At 40.3% G+C, this 18,814-nt stretch carries 11 protein-coding genes; 7 read left to right on the top strand and 4 right to left on the bottom strand.

Going from position 1 to position 18,814, the window contains the following annotated elements:
- The first annotated feature begins 601 nt into the window (after positions 1 to 601).
- The 7 genes from AACZ87_RS13335 (at position 602) to AACZ87_RS13305 (ending at position 13,848) form a co-directional block, all read left to right on the top strand.
- Positions 602 to 3,661 (top strand): TonB-dependent receptor, encoded by a 3,060-nt coding sequence (locus AACZ87_RS13335; RefSeq protein WP_339867873.1) that lies wholly within the window; start codon positions 602 to 604, stop codon positions 3,659 to 3,661.
- Positions 3,662 to 3,672: 11 nt separating this feature from the next.
- Positions 3,673 to 5,034 carry a RagB/SusD family nutrient uptake outer membrane protein gene (locus tag AACZ87_RS13330; protein ID WP_339867872.1) on the top strand — a complete coding sequence of 454 codons (1,362 nt, stop codon included), beginning with the start codon at positions 3,673 to 3,675 and terminating at the stop codon, positions 5,032 to 5,034.
- Positions 5,035 to 5,173: 139 nt separating this feature from the next.
- On the top strand, positions 5,174 to 6,838 hold the full coding sequence (locus tag AACZ87_RS13325; RefSeq protein ID WP_339867871.1) for a patatin-like phospholipase family protein: 1,665 nt from the start codon (positions 5,174 to 5,176) through the stop codon (positions 6,836 to 6,838).
- Positions 6,839 to 7,081: 243 nt separating this feature from the next.
- Positions 7,082 to 9,874 (top strand): 2-oxoglutarate dehydrogenase E1 component, encoded by a 2,793-nt coding sequence (locus tag AACZ87_RS13320; RefSeq protein ID WP_339867870.1) that lies wholly within the window; start codon positions 7,082 to 7,084, stop codon positions 9,872 to 9,874.
- Between the two features lie 87 nt (positions 9,875 to 9,961).
- The gene (gene odhB / locus AACZ87_RS13315; protein ID WP_339867868.1) at positions 9,962 to 11,488 is read left to right on the top strand and encodes a 2-oxoglutarate dehydrogenase complex dihydrolipoyllysine-residue succinyltransferase; all 1,527 of its coding nucleotides are present in this window, start codon (positions 9,962 to 9,964) and stop codon (positions 11,486 to 11,488) included.
- A gap of 103 nt (positions 11,489 to 11,591) precedes the next feature.
- Positions 11,592 to 12,989 (top strand): dihydrolipoyl dehydrogenase, encoded by a 1,398-nt coding sequence (gene lpdA, locus AACZ87_RS13310; protein ID WP_339867866.1) that lies wholly within the window; start codon positions 11,592 to 11,594, stop codon positions 12,987 to 12,989.
- Between the two features lie 85 nt (positions 12,990 to 13,074).
- Positions 13,075 to 13,848: a Rossmann-like and DUF2520 domain-containing protein gene (locus AACZ87_RS13305; RefSeq protein WP_339867864.1), complete on the top strand. Its 774-nt coding sequence runs from the start codon at positions 13,075 to 13,077 to the stop codon at positions 13,846 to 13,848.
- On the opposite strand, the gene AACZ87_RS13300 is transcribed toward AACZ87_RS13305, so the two are convergent.
- The 4 genes from AACZ87_RS13300 to AACZ87_RS13285 form a co-directional block, all read right to left on the bottom strand.
- Positions 13,849 to 14,703: a pirin family protein gene (locus AACZ87_RS13300; protein ID WP_339867863.1), complete on the bottom strand. Its 855-nt coding sequence runs from the start codon at positions 14,701 to 14,703 to the stop codon at positions 13,849 to 13,851. It lies immediately after the preceding gene.
- Positions 14,704 to 14,769: 66 nt separating this feature from the next.
- The gene (locus tag AACZ87_RS13295) at positions 14,770 to 16,308 is read right to left on the bottom strand and encodes a bifunctional GNAT family N-acetyltransferase/carbon-nitrogen hydrolase family protein (RefSeq protein WP_339867861.1); all 1,539 of its coding nucleotides are present in this window, start codon (positions 16,306 to 16,308) and stop codon (positions 14,770 to 14,772) included.
- 44 nt (positions 16,309 to 16,352) lie between these two features.
- Complete coding sequence (locus AACZ87_RS13290; RefSeq protein WP_339867859.1) at positions 16,353 to 17,651, bottom strand: M20 family metallo-hydrolase; 1,299 nt, start codon at positions 17,649 to 17,651, stop codon at positions 16,353 to 16,355.
- 112 nt (positions 17,652 to 17,763) lie between these two features.
- Positions 17,764 to 18,765, bottom strand: a complete 1,002-nt coding sequence (locus AACZ87_RS13285) for an acyl-ACP desaturase (protein WP_339867857.1) — start codon at positions 18,763 to 18,765, stop codon at positions 17,764 to 17,766.
- Positions 18,766 to 18,814 lie beyond the last annotated feature (49 nt).

Here is an 18,814-nt window from a genome sequence, read left to right as displayed (position 1 = left end):
CGCATGTACGTAAAACACTATTTTGGCTGTGATAAATACAGTTTTTTGCTTGACTTTAAATGTAATTAATTTAGAGGGTTTCAAAATAATATTCTATTACCATTTAACGACGTTTTTGGAGTTTTTATAACCTTATTTTTTAGATTCTACATTCAGTTTTAAAATCAAGAGTCATATTTTAACCATCATTTGATTTTTTGTCAAATTAAATTAGAGTATCTGTGATTTATTTAACCAGTATTAGATTTTATTGAAGTAATTTCAATTTTTATTAAATTATTTTTAACTCTGTTAATTTGATATAATATTCTGTTTGTTCTGGATTTATGTCTTTTTCGCACGCGATTTAAGATATGGAATAAGAAAGGACGAAATTTTTAAATGGTAGTGCGTACTTAGCAGAATTATTGCCAATAATGTAAGAAATGTACTGATATTTTGTCATTATTGCTTTTTGTTAGAATGAATCTTACTCTATCTTTTTTTAACAATAATTTATAAAGAAAAAATTGCATTATTCTTGGCTAATTAGGCTGTCTCCCTTCATTTTGAATTTCACATTAAAGAGATTTTCTTTATGTATGAACCAAATCAAATACATATGAAAAAAGCTTTACTGTGTGTTGTTTTACTGCTGACTACAGTCCTCGGTTTTGAGGCTTCAGCACAACAACGAACGATTACCGGAACGGTAATTTCTGAAGAGGACGGGCTCGGCTTGCCTGGAGTTAATGTTCTTGTTAAGGGGGCTTCCCGTGGTGTAATTTCAGATTTAGATGGAAAATATTCTATACCAGTTAATGCAGGTGAGACCCTAGTTTTTTCATTTGTGGGCTACCTGTCGCAGGAGTATGTGGTGGGCGAACAGTCGGTAGTCGATATTACCTTAAGTGCAGATGCAAAGGTTTTGGGGGAAGTATTGGTAGTAGGCTATGGTAGTACTACTAAAGGCGATTTGACTGGGAATATTTCCAATGTCAAAGGTGAAGATTTGGCGACTGTTCCTGTAGTTAATTTTCAGGATGCCTTGCAAGGAAGGATGGCTGGTGTATTTGTGCAGTCTTCCAGCGGCAAACTTGGTGAAGGGGTTAAGATTAGAGTACGTGGTACTACCTCTATCTCTGGGGGCAATGATCCTCTATATGTAATAGACGGAGTACCTGTGACTACAGGCGGTGCACTTGGCTATTACAATCCGATGGCAGATATCAACTTTAATGATATAGAGTCATTGGAGGTGTTGAAGGATGCGTCTGCTTCCGCTATCTACGGAGCAAGAGGTGCAAACGGGGTGGTGATTATCACGACTAAAACAGGTTCCAAAGGAAAAACAAAATTCAATGTGGGGATTCAGAGAGGTATATCAAGCCCTACTAGAACTCGAGATTTCTTGAACTCAGCTCAGTATATAGAATTGATGAGAGAAGGGGCGTATAACAATGATCTTCAGATTTATGACATCGATCCTATTAATAATCCTGATGACTACGATGGGTCTGACTTGCAGTTTGTAGAAAGTAGACTTGATCGATACTCTGGATATGCCGATTGGAGAACTGGTGAAATAGACACAGATTGGCAGGATCAGGCCTTCAATGATGATGCTGGTACTTTTAGCGTAAACTTTTCTGCTTCTGGTGGGGATGAAAAAACAAGATTTTTTTTAAGTGGGGCATATGATCAGCAAACAGGTATTTTGATCAGAAATGATTTTGAAAGAATTTCTGCGAGATTGAACCTTGATCACTCAGTTTCTGAAAAATTCCTGATTGGAGCAAATTTTGGTTTGAGCCGCACAGAGAATAATAGGTTGTCCAATGATAATGCCTTTAATAACCCCATTCAATTGGTGGCGATGGCTCCAATTACTCCAATTAGAGATCAAGAAGGGGTTTTATATGATCGTCCGACGACTACTTATTATAATAACCTTATTGATTCGGAAAATGCCGACTGGCTAAATGTATCTTTTAGAAATCTGACAAATGTTTTTGGTGAGTACAAGTTTTTCTCTGACTTAAAATTCCGTTCTGAGTTTGGTATTGACATATTTAACCAGAACGAAGAGCAGTTTTTTGGGTCGAGAACTAACACAGGGTTGTCCACAAATGGATATGGGCTGTCTAGATGGACTCGCATAGTGAACTACAACACGAACAACTTCTTCACTTATAATAAGGTTTTTGGAGGTGTTCACAATTTAGAAGCAGTGCTGGGTATGTCTTTCCAGCGTTCGGATCAGAATAATACTTTCGTAGAAGGTCAAGAATTTCCACTGGATGATCTCAAAACCCTAGCTTCAGCGGCAGAAATCACTGGAGGGTCTTCATCTGTCACGAATTTTTCATTCCTATCTTATTTTGCGAGAGTAAATTATAAGTATGGGGAGAAGTACCTGGCAACCCTAAGTGCTCGAGTGGATGGTTCATCACGTTTTGGGCCTAACAATAGATATGGGTTTTTCCCAGCAGTTTCTGTTGGATGGATTCTGACTGAGGAAGGGTTTTTAAAAGGGAATAATACACTTAGCCTACTTAAACTGAGAGGCTCTTATGGACTTACTGGAAATGCGGAAATAGGAAACTTTGAGCATTTGGGTCTTTACGGATCGGCCTCATATGGATTAGTACCAGGACTAGTGCCTACTCAAATTCCTAACCCTGATTTAACTTGGGAGAATACCTTGCAGGTAGATATTGGGATAGAATTTGGGCTTTATAATGACCGAATTACAGGCGAGATCGATTACTACAATAAGAATACATCTGATCTTTTGCTGAATGTTCCTGTTCCGGCGACTTCAGGATTTAATACCCAGCTGACCAATATTGGTAAGATGCAAAATCAGGGGGTAGAGATTGTATTGAATTCAATAAATATCGCCAAGCCAGACTTCACTTGGAGCACTTCAGTGAATTTTGCCAAAAATGTCAACGAAGTAAAAGAGTTAGCTCCAGGGCAATTGTCGATTCCTCCTTCTTCCTCTAGATTTCTAAATGCTGTTATCATTGGAGAGCCTTTAGGGGTGTTTTATGGGGCAGCATATGCAGGGGTAGACCCCTCCAATGGCGATGCACTTTATTATTCCAATGAGGAGCAAACAGAAACTACTTCAAATTATAATGAAGCAGAGCGTGTAGTGGTCGGAGATCCTAATCCTGATTTTATTGCAGGTATTACCAACTCGTTTAAATTCAAAGGATTTGATCTAATGTTCTTATTTCAAGGAGTTTTTGGAAATGAGATATTTGATGGTGGCGGAGGATTCTTTGCTGCTAATGGTGATTGGTTTGATAATTCTACTGCGGATCAGCTAGCCAGATGGCAAAACCCTGGTGATATAACTACTATCCCCCAGGCGAGACTGGGCGAATGTAATGGTTGCTCAGCTTCCAGTAGATATCTTTCGGATGGGTCTTACATAAGATTTAAGACCCTGAATGTAGGTTACTCATTTAATTCTAAGCTTTTGTCAAAAGTGAAGCTTTCTAGTTTGAGAATTTTCTTCACAGGACAGAACTTATTGACGTTTACGGACTACAAGGGATGGGATCCAGAAGTAAGTGCAGATTATTTGGGAGGTAATATCCAGATTGGAAATGACTTCTATTCTGCACCCCAATCCAAAACAGTCTCTCTCGGTCTTAATATTGGATTTTAACTGAAACTACGATGAAAAAATATATAATTATAGGATTGGTTTTGCTGTTTTCGGGATGTGCAGACCAATTGGATTTGGCTCCTCAGCAAAGTGTAGATCAGGATCTGGCTTTGAGCACTGATGCCAATGTGAAGCGTGTGCTCCAAGGAGCATATTCTGAAATTAGAAGTACGTCTCTCTATGGAGGTAGCTTATTGCTTTATGCAGAAATGCTTGGAGCAAATAGAGAAGTACGATGGGAGGGGACTTTTAATCAGCCTAGAGAGATGTTTAATAAAAATATTCTTGTCAATAATTCTTTTGTTCAGGGCTCATGGTCTGATGCTTACAAAGCTATAAATGTTGCAAATAATGTATTGGCTTCACTTGAAGTGGTCGACTCTGAAGATCAGGAAAGAGTGGAAGGAGAGGCTTTGTTTATTCGAGGTTCAATGTTTTTTGAACTCGTTAAGTTTTTCGCTCTTCCTTATTCTGCTGGGAGCGTAGATTCAAACTTGGGGGTGCCTTTAGTGTTAACGCCTACAAGACAGATAGATGAAGATAGTTACGTGGCTAGAAACACGGTTGCAGAAGTTTATGCTCAGATTATCAGCGATCTGGAAAAAGCAGAGGTACAGCTTCCGGCAGTTAATGGCTTTTTGGCTAGAAATTATGTGGTAGCTGCGCAGCTTTCACGTGTATTTCTCCAAATGGGAGATTATGAGAAGGCAAGAGATGCTGCAGACCGGGCAATCAGTATATCTTCTGCTAATGGTAAAATTCTTACTTTGAATTACTTAGATGCTTTCAACACTGACGGAGATTCTCCTGAAGATTTATTCTCAATACAAGTAAATACTCAGGATGGGGGGAATGATATGTTTCTTTATTATTCCTTACCAGAATATGGTGCAAGGGGCGGTGATGTCTCTATTCAGGCTTCACATTTTGATTACTACGAAGCAGGAGATGCTAGGCTAGATCAGTTTTTTGAAGGAGCTGGAGAGCAAAGAACGGCAAAGTGGAGAGACCAATATAAAAATGTAAAAGTGATCCGATTGGCCGAAATGTATCTTACGAGAGCAGAGGCAAATTTCAGGCTGGGAACTTCTGTTGGTGCGGCTCCATTGGCTGATCTGAATAGAATTAGACAACGAGTGGATCTACCCGCTTTGGGCTCCATCTCTTTAGAAGTCATTTTGGCAGAGCGCAAAGTAGAGCTTGCACATGAAGGGCAGTATCTTCATGACGTAAAGCGAACAGGAGGATTGATACTTGACAATTCATCGTCAGAAACATATAATTTCGATGATGGTAGATTGATATTTCCTATTCCTCAACGTGAAATGGATGCAAATCCTAGTTTAGTTCAAAATTCTGCCTATACTAATTAGCCTTTTTGAAGATTGTTTCTTAAATCAGCAGCGCCAAATCGGCGCTGCTTTTTTTTTGTTCAATTTATTTTATGTTACTGATATTGAGTATATTAAAATATCATTTTTAATATACTACTCTTTTTAAAATTAGATTTTTATGTCGCAGTCAATGGAAGTTCCTGAAACACTTACACCTTTTAAATCTATTGGAGTCTGTTTTAGCGGTGGTGGCTATAGAGCCACAGCTTTCAGCTTGGGGGTTTTGGATTACTTAAACCGAATAGAATTTGAAGGTAAACCACTTCTAGAAAACGTCATTGCAATTAGCTCTGTTAGTGGTGGGACAATCACTGCAGGACTTTTTGCTGCTAGTAACGCCAAAGGAGAAACCTTTGGCTCATTTTACTCAAAGCTTTATTCATTTTTGAAGGAGGATAAGCTTGTGGATGAGGCAACCGCAAAATTCATGGATAATGAATTTTGGAATACAACCACCAGAAGTAGATCGGTAATCAATGGATTTGCCCTCACTTACCATGAGAAATTAGTCGAGGAAAGTTTTGAATCTTTAAAGCCGGAGAATATAAAAGGTCACCTGAAGTATGTCTGTTTCAATGCTACTGAGTTTTCTTATGGCTTAACTTTTAGATTTCAAAACGTCAATAAGTTTGGGAATTATGAATTGAAGTGTGATCAACTTCAGGCGGTTTTGAATGAAATGCGTATTGCGGATGCGATAGCTTCTTCCTCCTGCTTTCCGGTTGGATTTGCCCCTATGATTTTTCCAAATGACTACATGGAGAATCATGAAAGCCAAGACTATATAGACTTAATCACTGTGCCGAAATTTGCCAAAGGCGTAGGTATAATGGACGGAGGGATTGTAGATAACCAAGGGATTGGCAGTATGGTGAATTTCGATAAAAGTTCTCGGGATGGCTTTCCTTTAGACCTACTTATTGTGAATGATGTGGATGGTTTCGTGATGCCTACTTGGAAGCCTTATGAAGGTTCGGATTCCAGTGAGGGTAAAGAATCATTTTCATCTTTTGTGGCTGGATGGTTAGGGTATTTTCAGCTAAAGCCTATTTATTGGATTGGCCTTTTGATAGGGATCTTTGGGTTAATTTTTTCAAGTGTTTTAGATGTGTTTTTTGACAAAACCTGGATTTTCCTTTATGGCATTTCCAGTGGAATGATTGGTGTATTTTCCTTATTGACAGTTCTTGGGCTTGTAGGTGATTACCTAGTGAAAAAAGCTAAGAAGGAAGTGCAGGGAATGGTTAAAAATGTCTTGCCAAATGCCTTACTGGATGACGTTGAGAGATTTGCCAATTTGGAAGTAAATCAGGTTAAAAAAATGATCATAAATAGGTGGACTTCAGCCTTACTGATGATTAATGAGATATTTCTTAGACAAATAAGGAGATTGAATTTTGACTTACTTTATACTTCATCTAGGTTTGAAAATCGAAGAATAACTTCCACTGTTTACCAGTTAAATGGAAAACAAAACACGATCAGTGATGAAGAGCAAAAAGAAAAAGCTGATGACGTAACCATTACGCGGAGAATAAAGGAGTCAGCACTCATAGCTTCGCAGATGCCAACTACACTTTGGTGGGATAGCGAAGACCTAAAAGTGCACCGTCAGGATAACCTTATCGCTTGTGGTCAGTTTACTACATGTTACAATCTGATCAAGTACATTCAGAAGCTTCCTGAAGAATATCAAAATGAGCATGTTAAGAGTCTTCACAAGGCTCTCTTGGAAGACTGGAAACAATTCAAAAGCGACCCACTAGTTTTTGTAGGAAAATAGGGTGATCGAGAATAATTATCTGGGCTGATTAGATGTGAAAAGAATAGAATTGTTCGGTCAAAAGTTATTTTTCTCAAAGCAGAATAATGAGGCCAGATATATTACTCCCTCCTAATTGTTCGGATTGCCTGATTTAAACTCGAAATTTGCTTTGGAATAAACTATATATTCGGAAAGGCAAATAAGCGATTTTTTATTGTTGGATTAAGGCCTTAGCTTTGGCTTCTTCTTCAAAAATTAACAATGGATAAGTTTTCTTATATCGCTAATGCTCACGTGTCTTATATCGATGAGCTATACTCTTCTTACAAGAGTGACCCAGAATCAATCGACCCAAGCTGGAAAGAGTTTTTTGACGGCTTTGACTTTGCACTAACCAACTACGGTGAGGAAGAGGTCACAGCTTTATCAAATGGAAAGTCTACTCCTCCAGCCAAAAATGGCGCACTTGCTACTCCAGGTACTATTATGGACATGGAGCAATTGCCTAAAGAAATTAAGGTGAGAGCATTGATTCATGCTTACAGATCTCGAGCTCACTTGAGATCAAAGACCAACCCTGTAAGAGAGCGAAGAGACAGGAAAGCTTTGATTGACCCTCAGGACTTTGGATTGGGTCAGGAAGATATGAATACCGAATTCCAAGCTGGAAACGAGATTGGTATCGGTTCTGCAAAACTTTCCAAGATTTTAGATTCTTTGAAGTCTATTTATGAAGGATCTGTAGGGTTTGAATACTTATATATACGCGATCCAGAAATGCTGGATTGGTTTAAAACTAAAGTAGAAAAAGAAGCTTTAGCATTTAACCCAACTCATGAGGAGAAAAAAAGAATTCTCTCTAAGCTAAATCAAGCGGTAGTTTTCGAAAACTTTTTGCACACTAAATACCTTGGTCAAAAGCGTTTTTCGCTTGAAGGTGGAGAAAGCACCATTCCATTCTTGGATGCCGTAATTAATACTTCTTCTCAATTAGGAGTAAAAGAAGTAATGATCGGAATGGCTCACAGAGGTCGTCTGAATGTTTTAGCCAACATCATGGGCAAAACCTATGAGCAGATTTTCTCTGAATTTGAAGGAACAGCCAAGCCAGATTTGACCATGGGTGATGGTGATGTGAAATATCACATGGGTTATTCCAGTGATATTGTGACGCATTCTGAAAATAAGGTTCACCTGAAACTTGCACCAAACCCTTCTCACCTGGAGGCTGTGGATCCAGTAGTAGAAGGATTTCTACGAGCAAAGATCGATTCAGAATATAAAGGTGATTATACTAAAGCACTTCCAATTTTGATTCATGGAGATGCCGCTATCGCTGGTCAAGGAATCGTTTATGAGGTGACTCAGATGGAAGATCTGAAAGGTTATAATACGGGTGGTACGATCCACTTTGTAATCAATAATCAAGTTGGTTTTACTACCGATTTTGATGATGCCCGTTCTTCGATCTATTGTACTGACATTGCCAAAATCATTGACGCACCTGTTATTCACGTGAATGGTGATAATGCTGAGGCTGTAGTATTTGCAGCAAAACTTGCAGCGGAATTCAGACAAAAATTCAGCCGTGATATTTTTGTGGACATGGTCTGCTATAGACGTCATGGGCATAATGAGTCTGACGAACCGAAGTTCACTCAGCCAGAACTTTACAACATCATTTCTAAACACCCAAATCCAAGAGAGATCTACGTGAAGCGCTTGGCTGAGCGTGGTGATGTGGAAGCTAAATTGGCTTCGCAAATGGATGAGGAATTCAGACAGTTGCTTCAAGACCGTTTGAATTTGGTAAAGGAAAAGCCTCTTCCATATCAGGCAACTCGATTCGAAGAAGAATGGAGTAACCTGAGAAGATCTAAGCCGGAGGATTTTGATCAATCTCCACAGACCGGAGTTACTGAAGAACAAATTAAAAAAGTAGCCGAAGCGCTTACTGTGATTCCTAAAGGATTTAAGCCGCTTAAGCAGATTGAAGCACAGTTGAAGCAGCGTAAAGACATGTTCTTCCAGTCTAAATCATTAAACTGGGCAGCTGCAGAATTGCTTGCCTACGGTTCATTGACGCTGGAGGGAAAAACAGTTCGATTGACTGGTCAGGATGTGCAAAGAGGAACTTTCTCTCATCGTCATGCGGTACTTCATGATGCCAATACAAATAAAGCCTACAATTCTCTTAAGGAAATGAAGGATAGAAAAGGTGAATTCTATATCTACAATTCACTTCTTTCTGAATACGCGGTATTAGGTTTTGAATATGGTTATGCCATGGCAAACCCAAATTCATTGACTATCTGGGAAGCACAATTTGGTGATTTCGCCAATGGCGCTCAAACCATGATTGACCAATTTATCACCTCTGGTGAATCGAAATGGCAAAAGATGAACGGTTTGGTAATGTTGCTTCCACATGGCTACGAAGGTCAGGGACCAGAGCACTCCAATGCCCGTCCGGAAAGATTCCTGCAGCTTGCTGCTGAATACAACACAGTTGTCGCTAACGTAACTGAGCCGTCTAACTTCTTCCACTTATTGAGAAGACAGTTGGCTTGGGAGTTCAGAAAGCCATGTATTGTGATGTCTCCTAAGTCATTGCTTAGACATCCAAAAGTAGTTTCTCCACTTTCCGAATTTACTTCGGGTACTTTCAGAGAAGTCCTTCCAGATACTACGGTGAATGCTAAAGACGTGAAACGTGTAGTGCTTTGCTCAGGCAAGATTTACTACGATTTGGAAGAAGCTCGCGAGAAAGAGAAAGTGAAAGATGTTGCAATCGTAAGAATTGAACAGCTACACCCACTTCCAAAGAAACAAATGCTAGATGTGCTTGCCGGCTATCCAAAAGCTGAGGTTGTTTGGGTACAGGAAGAACCATCAAACATGGGCTATTGGAATTATATCTTGAGATTGCTTTACAAGGAAATCCCGATGGATATTATTGCTAGAAAAGCCAGTGCTTCACCTGCCACAGGATACAACAAAGTCCACGTGGAAGAGCAGAAAAGCATTGTTGCTCAGGCACTTAAATTGAAATAATTACAGCTCTTTTTATAAAGACATCCAAAATAATCGTATCATTTTGTTCCTCTCTTTTTGACTAGAAAGAGAAAAAAAGAAAAACTTATGAGCAAAGAAATTAAAGTCCCAGCGGTAGGAGAATCCATCACGGAAGTAACTATCGGTCAATGGTTTAAAAAAGATGGGGAGGAAGTTCAGATGGACGAAGTCCTTTGTGAACTGGAATCTGATAAAGCCACTTTTGAATTGCCGGCAGAAGCTGCAGGCGTGCTTAGAATCAAAGCCCAAGAAGGTGATGTACTGGAAATCGGAGCTGTTATCTGTGAAATTGACGAAACTGGAACTCCAGGTAAATCTGAACCAGCTGCTGAAGCTGCACCTAAAGCAGAAGCGAAATCTTCAGAAGCAAAAGCTACCGGAGAAGTGAAAGAAATGGTAGTGCCTACTGTAGGAGAATCTATCACGGAAGTTACTTTGGCTAACTGGCTAAAAGGTGATGGAGATTATGTGAAGTTGGATGAAATCATCGCTGAGGTAGATTCTGATAAGGCTACTTTTGAATTGCCAGCTGAGGCATCAGGAATCCTTCGCCATGTGGCACAAGAAGGCGATGTGCTTGAGATTGGTGGAATGATCTGTAAAATCGAAGTGACGGAAGGCGAGCCAGCGGCTGCGGCCAGTTCTGAATCTTCTTCTGAATCAGCTCCAGCAGCTGCCTCAGGAAATACAAACTATGCAACTGGACATGCATCTCCAGCAGCTTCGAAGATTTTGGCAGAAAAAGGAGTTTCTCCTGAGTCTGTAAAAGGAACTGGAAAAGATGGTAGAATTACCAAAGAAGATGCTCAATCTGTTCAAAAGGCTGCGCCAGCTCCAGCAAAAGCTGAAAGCAAACCAGCGGCGGCTTCTGCTCCTGCACCAGTTGCTGGTTCTAGAAACGAGCGCAGAGAGAAAATGTCTTCTTTGAGAAAAACAGTCGCCAAGAGATTGGTTTCTGTGAAAAATGAGACAGCGATGTTAACCACATTTAATGAGGTGAACATGAAGCCGATCATGGATTTGAGATCCAAATTCAAAGAGCAATTCAAAGAGAAGCATGGTGTAGGACTTGGTTTCATGTCCTTCTTCACCAAAGCTGTTTGTGTAGCCCTACAGGAATGGCCTGCAGTAAATGCTAAAATTGACGGAAATGAAATCGTTTACAACGATTACTGTGATATCTCAATTGCCGTTTCTGCTCCAAAAGGATTGGTAGTTCCGGTAATTAGAAATGCTGAAACACTAAGTTTTGATCAGGTAGAAAAAGAGGTTGTAAGATTGGCGATGAAAGCTAGAGACAACAAGCTTTCAATAGAGGAAATGACTGGCGGTACGTTCACATTGACTAACGGAGGAATCTTCGGTTCAATGATGTCAACACCTATCATCAATGCTCCACAATCTGCTATCCTGGGAATGCACAACATCGTTCAACGCCCAATGGCTGTGAATGGAGAGGTGGTTATCCTTCCGATGATGTATCTGGCACTTTCTTATGATCACAGAATCATCGATGGCCGTGAGTCAGTAAGCTTCCTGGTTCGAGTAAAAGAATTGCTTGAAGATCCGACAAGATTGTTGTTCGGAGTTTAAGGATTTACGATTTCTGAATTACGATTTACGATGGTCTGAAGGACTTCAGCCCTCATTTTAAACAGTCTTGACTCTTTGTTATAGACTCTAAAAAGACAAAAAAATGTACGACGTAATAGTTATAGGTTCTGGTCCAGGTGGATATGTTGCAGCGATTCGCTGTGCGCAGCTTGGGTTGAAAACCGCCATTGTTGAAAAATACCCAACGCTAGGAGGGACTTGCCTGAATGTGGGTTGTATCCCGTCTAAGGCATTGCTGGATTCCTCTGAGCATTATCATAATGCAGCTCACACTTTCGAAACTCACGGCATTAAGTTGAGCAATTTGAAGGTAGATTTGAAGCAAATGATTACCCGTAAGAATGACGTGGTAAAGCAAAATACTGATGGGATTGATTACTTGATGAAGAAGAACAAAATCGATGTTCATCAAGGAGTTGGTTCTTTCGTAGATAAAACTACTGTGAAAGTGACTAAAGATGACGGTTCTGCTTCTGACATTCAGGGTAAAAACATCATCATAGCAACCGGTTCTAAACCATCTACTTTGCCTTTCATCAAGATAGACAAAGACAGAGTAATTACTTCTACTGAAACTTTGAACTTGAAAGAGATTCCAAAGCATCTAGTAGTTATAGGTGGCGGAGTTATCGGCTTGGAGCTAGGTTCTGTGTATGCGAGATTGGGCGCGAAGGTTTCTGTAATTGAATTCATGGACTCTTTGATTCCTACTATGGATCGTACTATGGGAAAAGAACTTCAGAAGTCTTTGAAGAAAATTGGCTTTGAATTTTTCTTGAAGCATAAAGTGACTTCTGTAGAAAGCAAAGGCAAAGAAGTGACTGTGAAAGCTGAGAATGCAAAAGGTGAAACGGTAGAAGTGAAAGGCGATTATGTTTTGGTTTCTATAGGTAGAAGACCATATACTGATGGGTTGAATGCTGAAGCTGCAGGTGTGAAAATCACAGACAGAGGTCAAGTGGAAGTGAATGATCATCTTCAGACTAATGTGCCAAATATCTATGCAATCGGTGATGTGGTGAAAGGCGCTATGCTAGCTCACAAAGCTGAAGAGGAAGGTGTTTTTGTTGCTGAGACAATTTTGGGTCAAAAGCCACATATCAACTACAACCTGATTCCTGGTGTAGTTTATACTTGGCCGGAAGTAGCTGCAGTTGGATATACTGAAGAGCAATTGAAGGAAAAAGGCGTCAACTACAAGGCTGGTAAATTCCCTTTCATGGCTTCAGGCCGTGCAAGAGCTTCCATGGATACAGATGGCTTGGTGAAAGTCTTGGCAGATGCTGAGACAGATGAGATTCTTGGCGTTCATATGATCGGTCCTAGAACTGCGGATATGATAGCTGAAGCTGTAGTAGCGATGGAATATAGAGCATCTGCTGAGGATATCGCCAGAATGTCTCATGCTCACCCGACTTATACTGAAGCTTTCAAAGAGGCTTGTTTGGCTGCTACTGATAATAGAGCGCTGCATATTTAATAAAATTAGTACCCTTGCTGATTTAAGCCATTCGGAGAGATTCGAGTGGCTTTTTCTTTTTGAGGAAAAATGAGTTATTTCCATCATGAAGTTCAAAATTGCAATTATTGGAGCGGGAAACGTGGCATGGCATTTGGCTCCAGCTTTGGAAGACGCAGGTCACGTCATAACGGAGGTTTATGCACGCACATTAAAGAGTGCAGATAATATCACCGATCGTGTTTATGCTGGTGAATCTAAAGATGATCTCGATTTTTCAGCCAGCGAGGCAGAGATCTTTATTTTGGCAGTTAAAGATTCCGCAATTCTTGAAGTTGCAGATGAGATAATTTTACCGGAAGATTCTATTCTGGTTCATACTTCTGGATCTGTAGGCTTAGATATTTTGAATTATAGCTCCGCTACTTACACAGGCATATTTTACCCTTTGCAGTCCTTCACCAAAGGCAGAAAAATAGAATTTGATGAAGTGCCATTTTTGCTGGAGTCAGATGATGAAGAGACTTTGCAAAAACTCAAAAAGCTAGCTAAAAGCCTATCCCCTCTGACTTATACTGTGAGATCAAAAGATAGGAAAGCGATGCACATCGCAGCTGTTTTTGCCAGCAATTTTTCCAATCACATGATTAGAATAGCGGAGGAAGTGATGCACCGGCAAGGGTTGGATTTCGAAATGCTTAAACCGCTGATAATCGAAACTATTTCAAAAAGTCTTCAAATGGGAGCTAAGGCTGCTCAAACAGGTCCTGCAATTCGGGAGGATTATGAAACCCTGGAAGACCATCATCGCTTTTTGAATTACAATGAATCAATAGCAGAAATCTACAGATTGGTCTCCCAGGATATTATTGATAGCTAATTAATGGTTCCAAGTTCCGAATTTCCCGGCTTGGTAATCAGCGTAAGCTTCTTGGATTTGCTTGGTGGTGTTCATTACAAATGGGCCTTGAGCAACCATTGGCTCATTGAAAGATAAGGCATTACCTAAAATCAGAACTGAGTCATCGGTAGCTTCTACGCTAATTGCTCCCTCTTGATTTTCAAATTCCACTAAATTCCTGAAATTGACTTCTTCGCCGTTGACCTTCAATGTACCTCTCACGATGTAGAAGAAAATGTTCTCATCCTTAGGGAGTGATTTTTCAAATTTCCCTCCTTTTTCCAAATATATAGTACTCATCGTGATTGGGAAGTTTCCCTCAAAAGCACCTTCAGTTTCTTCCCACTCTCCGAATAACTGCTGGACCTTTACTTTGCCTCCATCCAATTCAAAAGTTGGGATTTCTTCTTTTTGCAATCCGACATAACTCGGTTTCATCATCTTTTTATCCGCAGGAAGATTTAGCCAAAGTTGAAGGATTTCTAAGTCTCCTCCTTTTTTCTTAAAATCCGAACTACTGACTTCAGCATGTATCAGCCCGCTTCCTGCCGACATGTATTGAACCCCTCCTGGACCAATCACAGACTCATGTCCGGATGAATCTTTGTGCATGATATCTCCAGCTAGTATAAAGGTCACTGTCTCCATTCCACGATGTGGGTGCGGACCAAAAGGCAAGCCTTGATTGTTGGTTGGATAAGTTTGAAAACCGTGATGGTTTAGAAAAATAAATGGGTCTAAATGATCCAAAGTCCTGGTAGGCATAGGACTATAAGTCACTAAGTCTGCAATAGGTCTATATTCTGCTTTATGTATTCTTTTAATTGGCCTCATGATAGCGCTAATTTATGTATATACATGTAATGGTTTTCAAGTGAATTTGGTTTGCCTAAATTCAACTTATTTTGGAATATCCTTGAGTCTAAGCTCGAACAAGTCTGTTCGGCGATCCTTACGATTTCTCACGCTTCCAAATTGCTCTAACTCTCGTAATAGGGAAAGATCAACATCCGCAATCAGAGTCATTTCATTATTAGGAGTTGCTTCAGCTTTAATACCATTGCTCGGGAATGCAAAATCACAAGGAGTAATGACCATAGACTGTGCGTATTGCATATCCATATTGTGAACCTTTGGCAAGTTGCCTACACTTCCGGCCATAGCTACATAGCATTCATTTTCTATCGCTCTTGCCATTGCACAATTGCGGACTCTGGAATAGCCATTCTGGGTATCTGTCAAAAATGGGATGAAAAGAATATCCATTCCTTCATCAGCTAGAATTCTGCTTAGTTCCGGGAATTCTGCATCGTAGCAGATCAAGATCCCGATTTTACCACAGTCGGTGTCAAAAGCTTTGATTTGACTACCACCTTGCATTCCCCAGACTTTTGCTTCAAGCGGGGAAATGTGCAGTTTTTCATACATTTCAACAGATCCATCCCGTTTGCAGAGGTAGCCTACATTGTACAGCTTATCATTCTTGATCTTTGGCATGGAGCCAGTGATGATATTGATATTGTAGGAGACCGATAGCTGCGCAAAACGCTTCACGATCTCATCTGTATATTTCGCTAATCCACGAACAGCCTGAGCTTCGCTGAGATGGTTGAATTCAGCCATCAACGGAGCATTGAATAGTTCTGGGAAAAGGGCAAAGTCAGAGCGATAACCAGACACGGCATCGATGAAATATTCCGCCTGTTGCATCAGTTCGTCCAGATTTTCATACAAACGCATCTGCCATTGAATCAAGCCCAAACGAACGATGGTTTTATTGGTGGAGGCTGTTTTATTTGGCTTTTCGTAGAAAATATTATTCCATTCCAGCAAGACTGCAAACTCACTTGATGCAGCATCACCTTCCAAATAGTTCTTCATAATCCGCGCTGGATGGAAGTCATTTGCCAATTGGAAATTCAAAACCGGATCATAAATCTCCTTAAGTTTTACTTTTTCCAAATATTCCTTTGGCCCCATTTTATCCGCATACTTGTGGTAATTGGGGATTCTTCCACCAAATACGATTCCTTTCAGGTTCAGTTTCTCGCAGAGTTCTTTTCTATAGTCATATAATCTTCTTCCAAGTCTCAATCCGCGAAATTCGGGTTTGATGAAGACGTCAATACCATACAACATATCTCCTGCATTGTTATGGTTGTCAAAGGTGAAGTCCGTCGTAATATCTTTGTATGTATGCTCACCTTCCAGATCAGAATCGCTCACAATAATCGAAAGCGCACAGCCTGCTAGCTTATCGTTGATGCGAATGACTACCTGACCTTCTGGAAATTTGGTGATCAAACTCTCAATTTGACTTTCTTTCCAGTACGAACCGGGCATGCTTCGGTATGCTTCTATCATTGCCGATTTGAGGTCGGCGTAGTCCGAAGGTTGTAGATAGGATAATGATATGTTTTCTACTTGAGTATTGTCCATGGGTAAGTTGCTTGTGGTCTGTTGGCTGCTAAAGGGCTGCGATATTAATCTAATTCTTTGTCAATTCTAAGAATGGTCTGAAGTAAGACATTCGCTCCATTTGCAATGTCCTCTGGAGATGAATATTCCTGCGGGGAATGGCTGATTCCATTTTTACTTGGGATAAAAATCATCCCGATTGGACCCAATCTGGCCATTTCTTGTGCGTCATGTCCTGCACCGCTTGGTAAATACATCGTGCTCAGACCAAGTGTGGAGGCAGAACTTTCAATTGCTTTTTGAATAACGGGATTGGCAATTGCTGGCACGCTAGCCACTTCTTGATGTACAATCTGGAGCTCGGTACCATTTTCCTCAGCAAATGTCATCGCTTTGCTCTCAAGTTCTGAATAGATTTTCCAGATTTTTTCGGAAGAAAGGTCTCGCAACTCCAAATTCAAAGTTACTTCACCTGGGATTACATTTCCAGCACCTGGGAAAGCTTCTATTTTCCCTACGGTTCCGACCTGAGCTCCAGCGTATGAATTGACTGTTTCATTCACTGCCAAAATAAATTTAGCAGCAGGAAGCAAAGGGTCTTTTCTCATGTTCATTGGAGTGGTTCCAGCGTGGTTTGCCGTCCCTTTAAACGTGAATTGCCACCATTCTATGGCGACAATTCCTTCAACTACTCCGATCTGCTTTTGGCTTTTTTCAAGGTTTCCACCTTGCTCGATGTGAAGCTCAAGGAAAGCAGCTATATCGCCCTTTTCTCTCTTTACTTCCATTATCCGATTTGGATTTCCTCCTACTGCTCTGATTCCTTCAGATTGAGTCTGTCCACTACTACTTTTTGTTGTCAAGGCTGCTGCAGAAAGTTGTCCAGCAATAGCGCGACTGCCAACTACTCCGCCTTCTTCATTGGTGAAAAGAATAAGCTCTAAGGGATGCCGGGTGGTGATATTTTTTTCGATCAATGTCTCCAAGACTTCAATGGCACCCATTGACCCAACCGGCCCATCGTAATCTCCACCGTTTGGGACTTCATCTATATGAGAACCGAAAGTAATGGGCTTTAATTTAGGATTACTTCCAGTCTTTTTTGCGATAATGTTGCCTGCAAAATCAACAGATACTTTCAGGCCAAGCATTTCTAATTTTCCTATTAAAAATTTGCGGGCTGCGATATCATGGGGGCTGTAGGCAACTCGATCAGAACCGCCCGCCGCATTTTTTCCATAGGTTGACAATTCATTAATAAGACCAGAAAGACGATTTTGATTTACTAGAATTGATTGAGTTTCTTGAGCTGTTACTGAAGAAACAAAAAGAACTAAAAAGAGTAGGTAAAAGAAGTGTTTCATAGTCTTTGGTTCATGTTCCTCAAATTAATAACCTTATAAGTTAGCTTAAACTGCTTTTAAACAAAAAAATCCTTTCCATGGAGGAAAGGATTTTCTAGTTTTCTCAACTTTATTATTTCAACCAGGCTAGTTTAACTTCTTCTGGAGCCTTCATTCTATCTGCAAGCCTCATGTATCTATCTGAGAGCTTCACTAGGTAATCTTGCGCTTTTGAAGCTACATCATTCAAGCCGGTCAGGCTTTCGATTTTCCAAAGGCTAACCAAATGCTCTATAATTCTCGCATAATCCCAACCGGTATAAATTCCTACTTTCTGGGTGATCGCTGAGAATTCTGTAAAAAGCGAAGGGTTTTTCCCACCTTCTCCCATCAATACTGCTGGCATCACAATCTGCTTTCTCATCAATTTTTCGAAAGCTAAAATCGCTCCATTGGGATCGATATCGAATATTGCAGACATAAAGGATTTGTATGCTTTCTCATGTCTAGCTTCATCACCTGCAATTTGCTTACAAATTCTACCTAAAACTGGGTCTCCAGCGATATCTGCGAGTTTGCCAGTATTTACGTGGGAAACCTTAGTAGCTCTTTCCTGAAATGAAGTATAAACAATTGCCTGATAAGGATCGCCTCCTGTATTAGCATCAAAACCATTCATGAGTAATCTGTGAATTGTTTGTTCCACAGCTTTCATATCCACCCTTCCAGTCATGTAGAGGTATTTATTGAGAAGATCACCATGACGGTTTTCTTCGGCGGTCCAAGATTTAGACCATCTCACCCAGCCAGAAGGAGAAAGTAAGCTTCTTTCAGGATTGATTCCTTCCAAAAGGTTGAAATACGTTTGATAGCTTGGAAGCGCTTCTTCAGTAATCAAATTCCCTACAAGGGAAGTAAAAACTGTATCGGGAATGCCTGCAGATCTTTCCTGAAGGAGCTTTATTTGATCATGAATATCCTGATCTCCAAAGTCGGGTAGGAAATCTGATGGTTGCCAGCATTTGTCTGGATCAACTAGGATATTATCTACGGCTTCGCCAACAAGACCATCCAGCTGAGAGATAACCTCAATGTTTTTTTCTAGTTCGTAATCTATTTCTCCTGATTTCATCATGGATAAATTTATGTCCGAATTATGGCTAACTCGGTACGGTTTTGAATTA

It is taken from the genome of uncultured Algoriphagus sp. (assembly GCF_963974365.1).
Classification (GTDB): domain Bacteria; phylum Bacteroidota; class Bacteroidia; order Cytophagales; family Cyclobacteriaceae; genus Algoriphagus.
The sequence above is the reverse complement of the archived record's forward strand: the minus strand, read 5'-3'. Positions and strand labels throughout refer to the sequence as shown.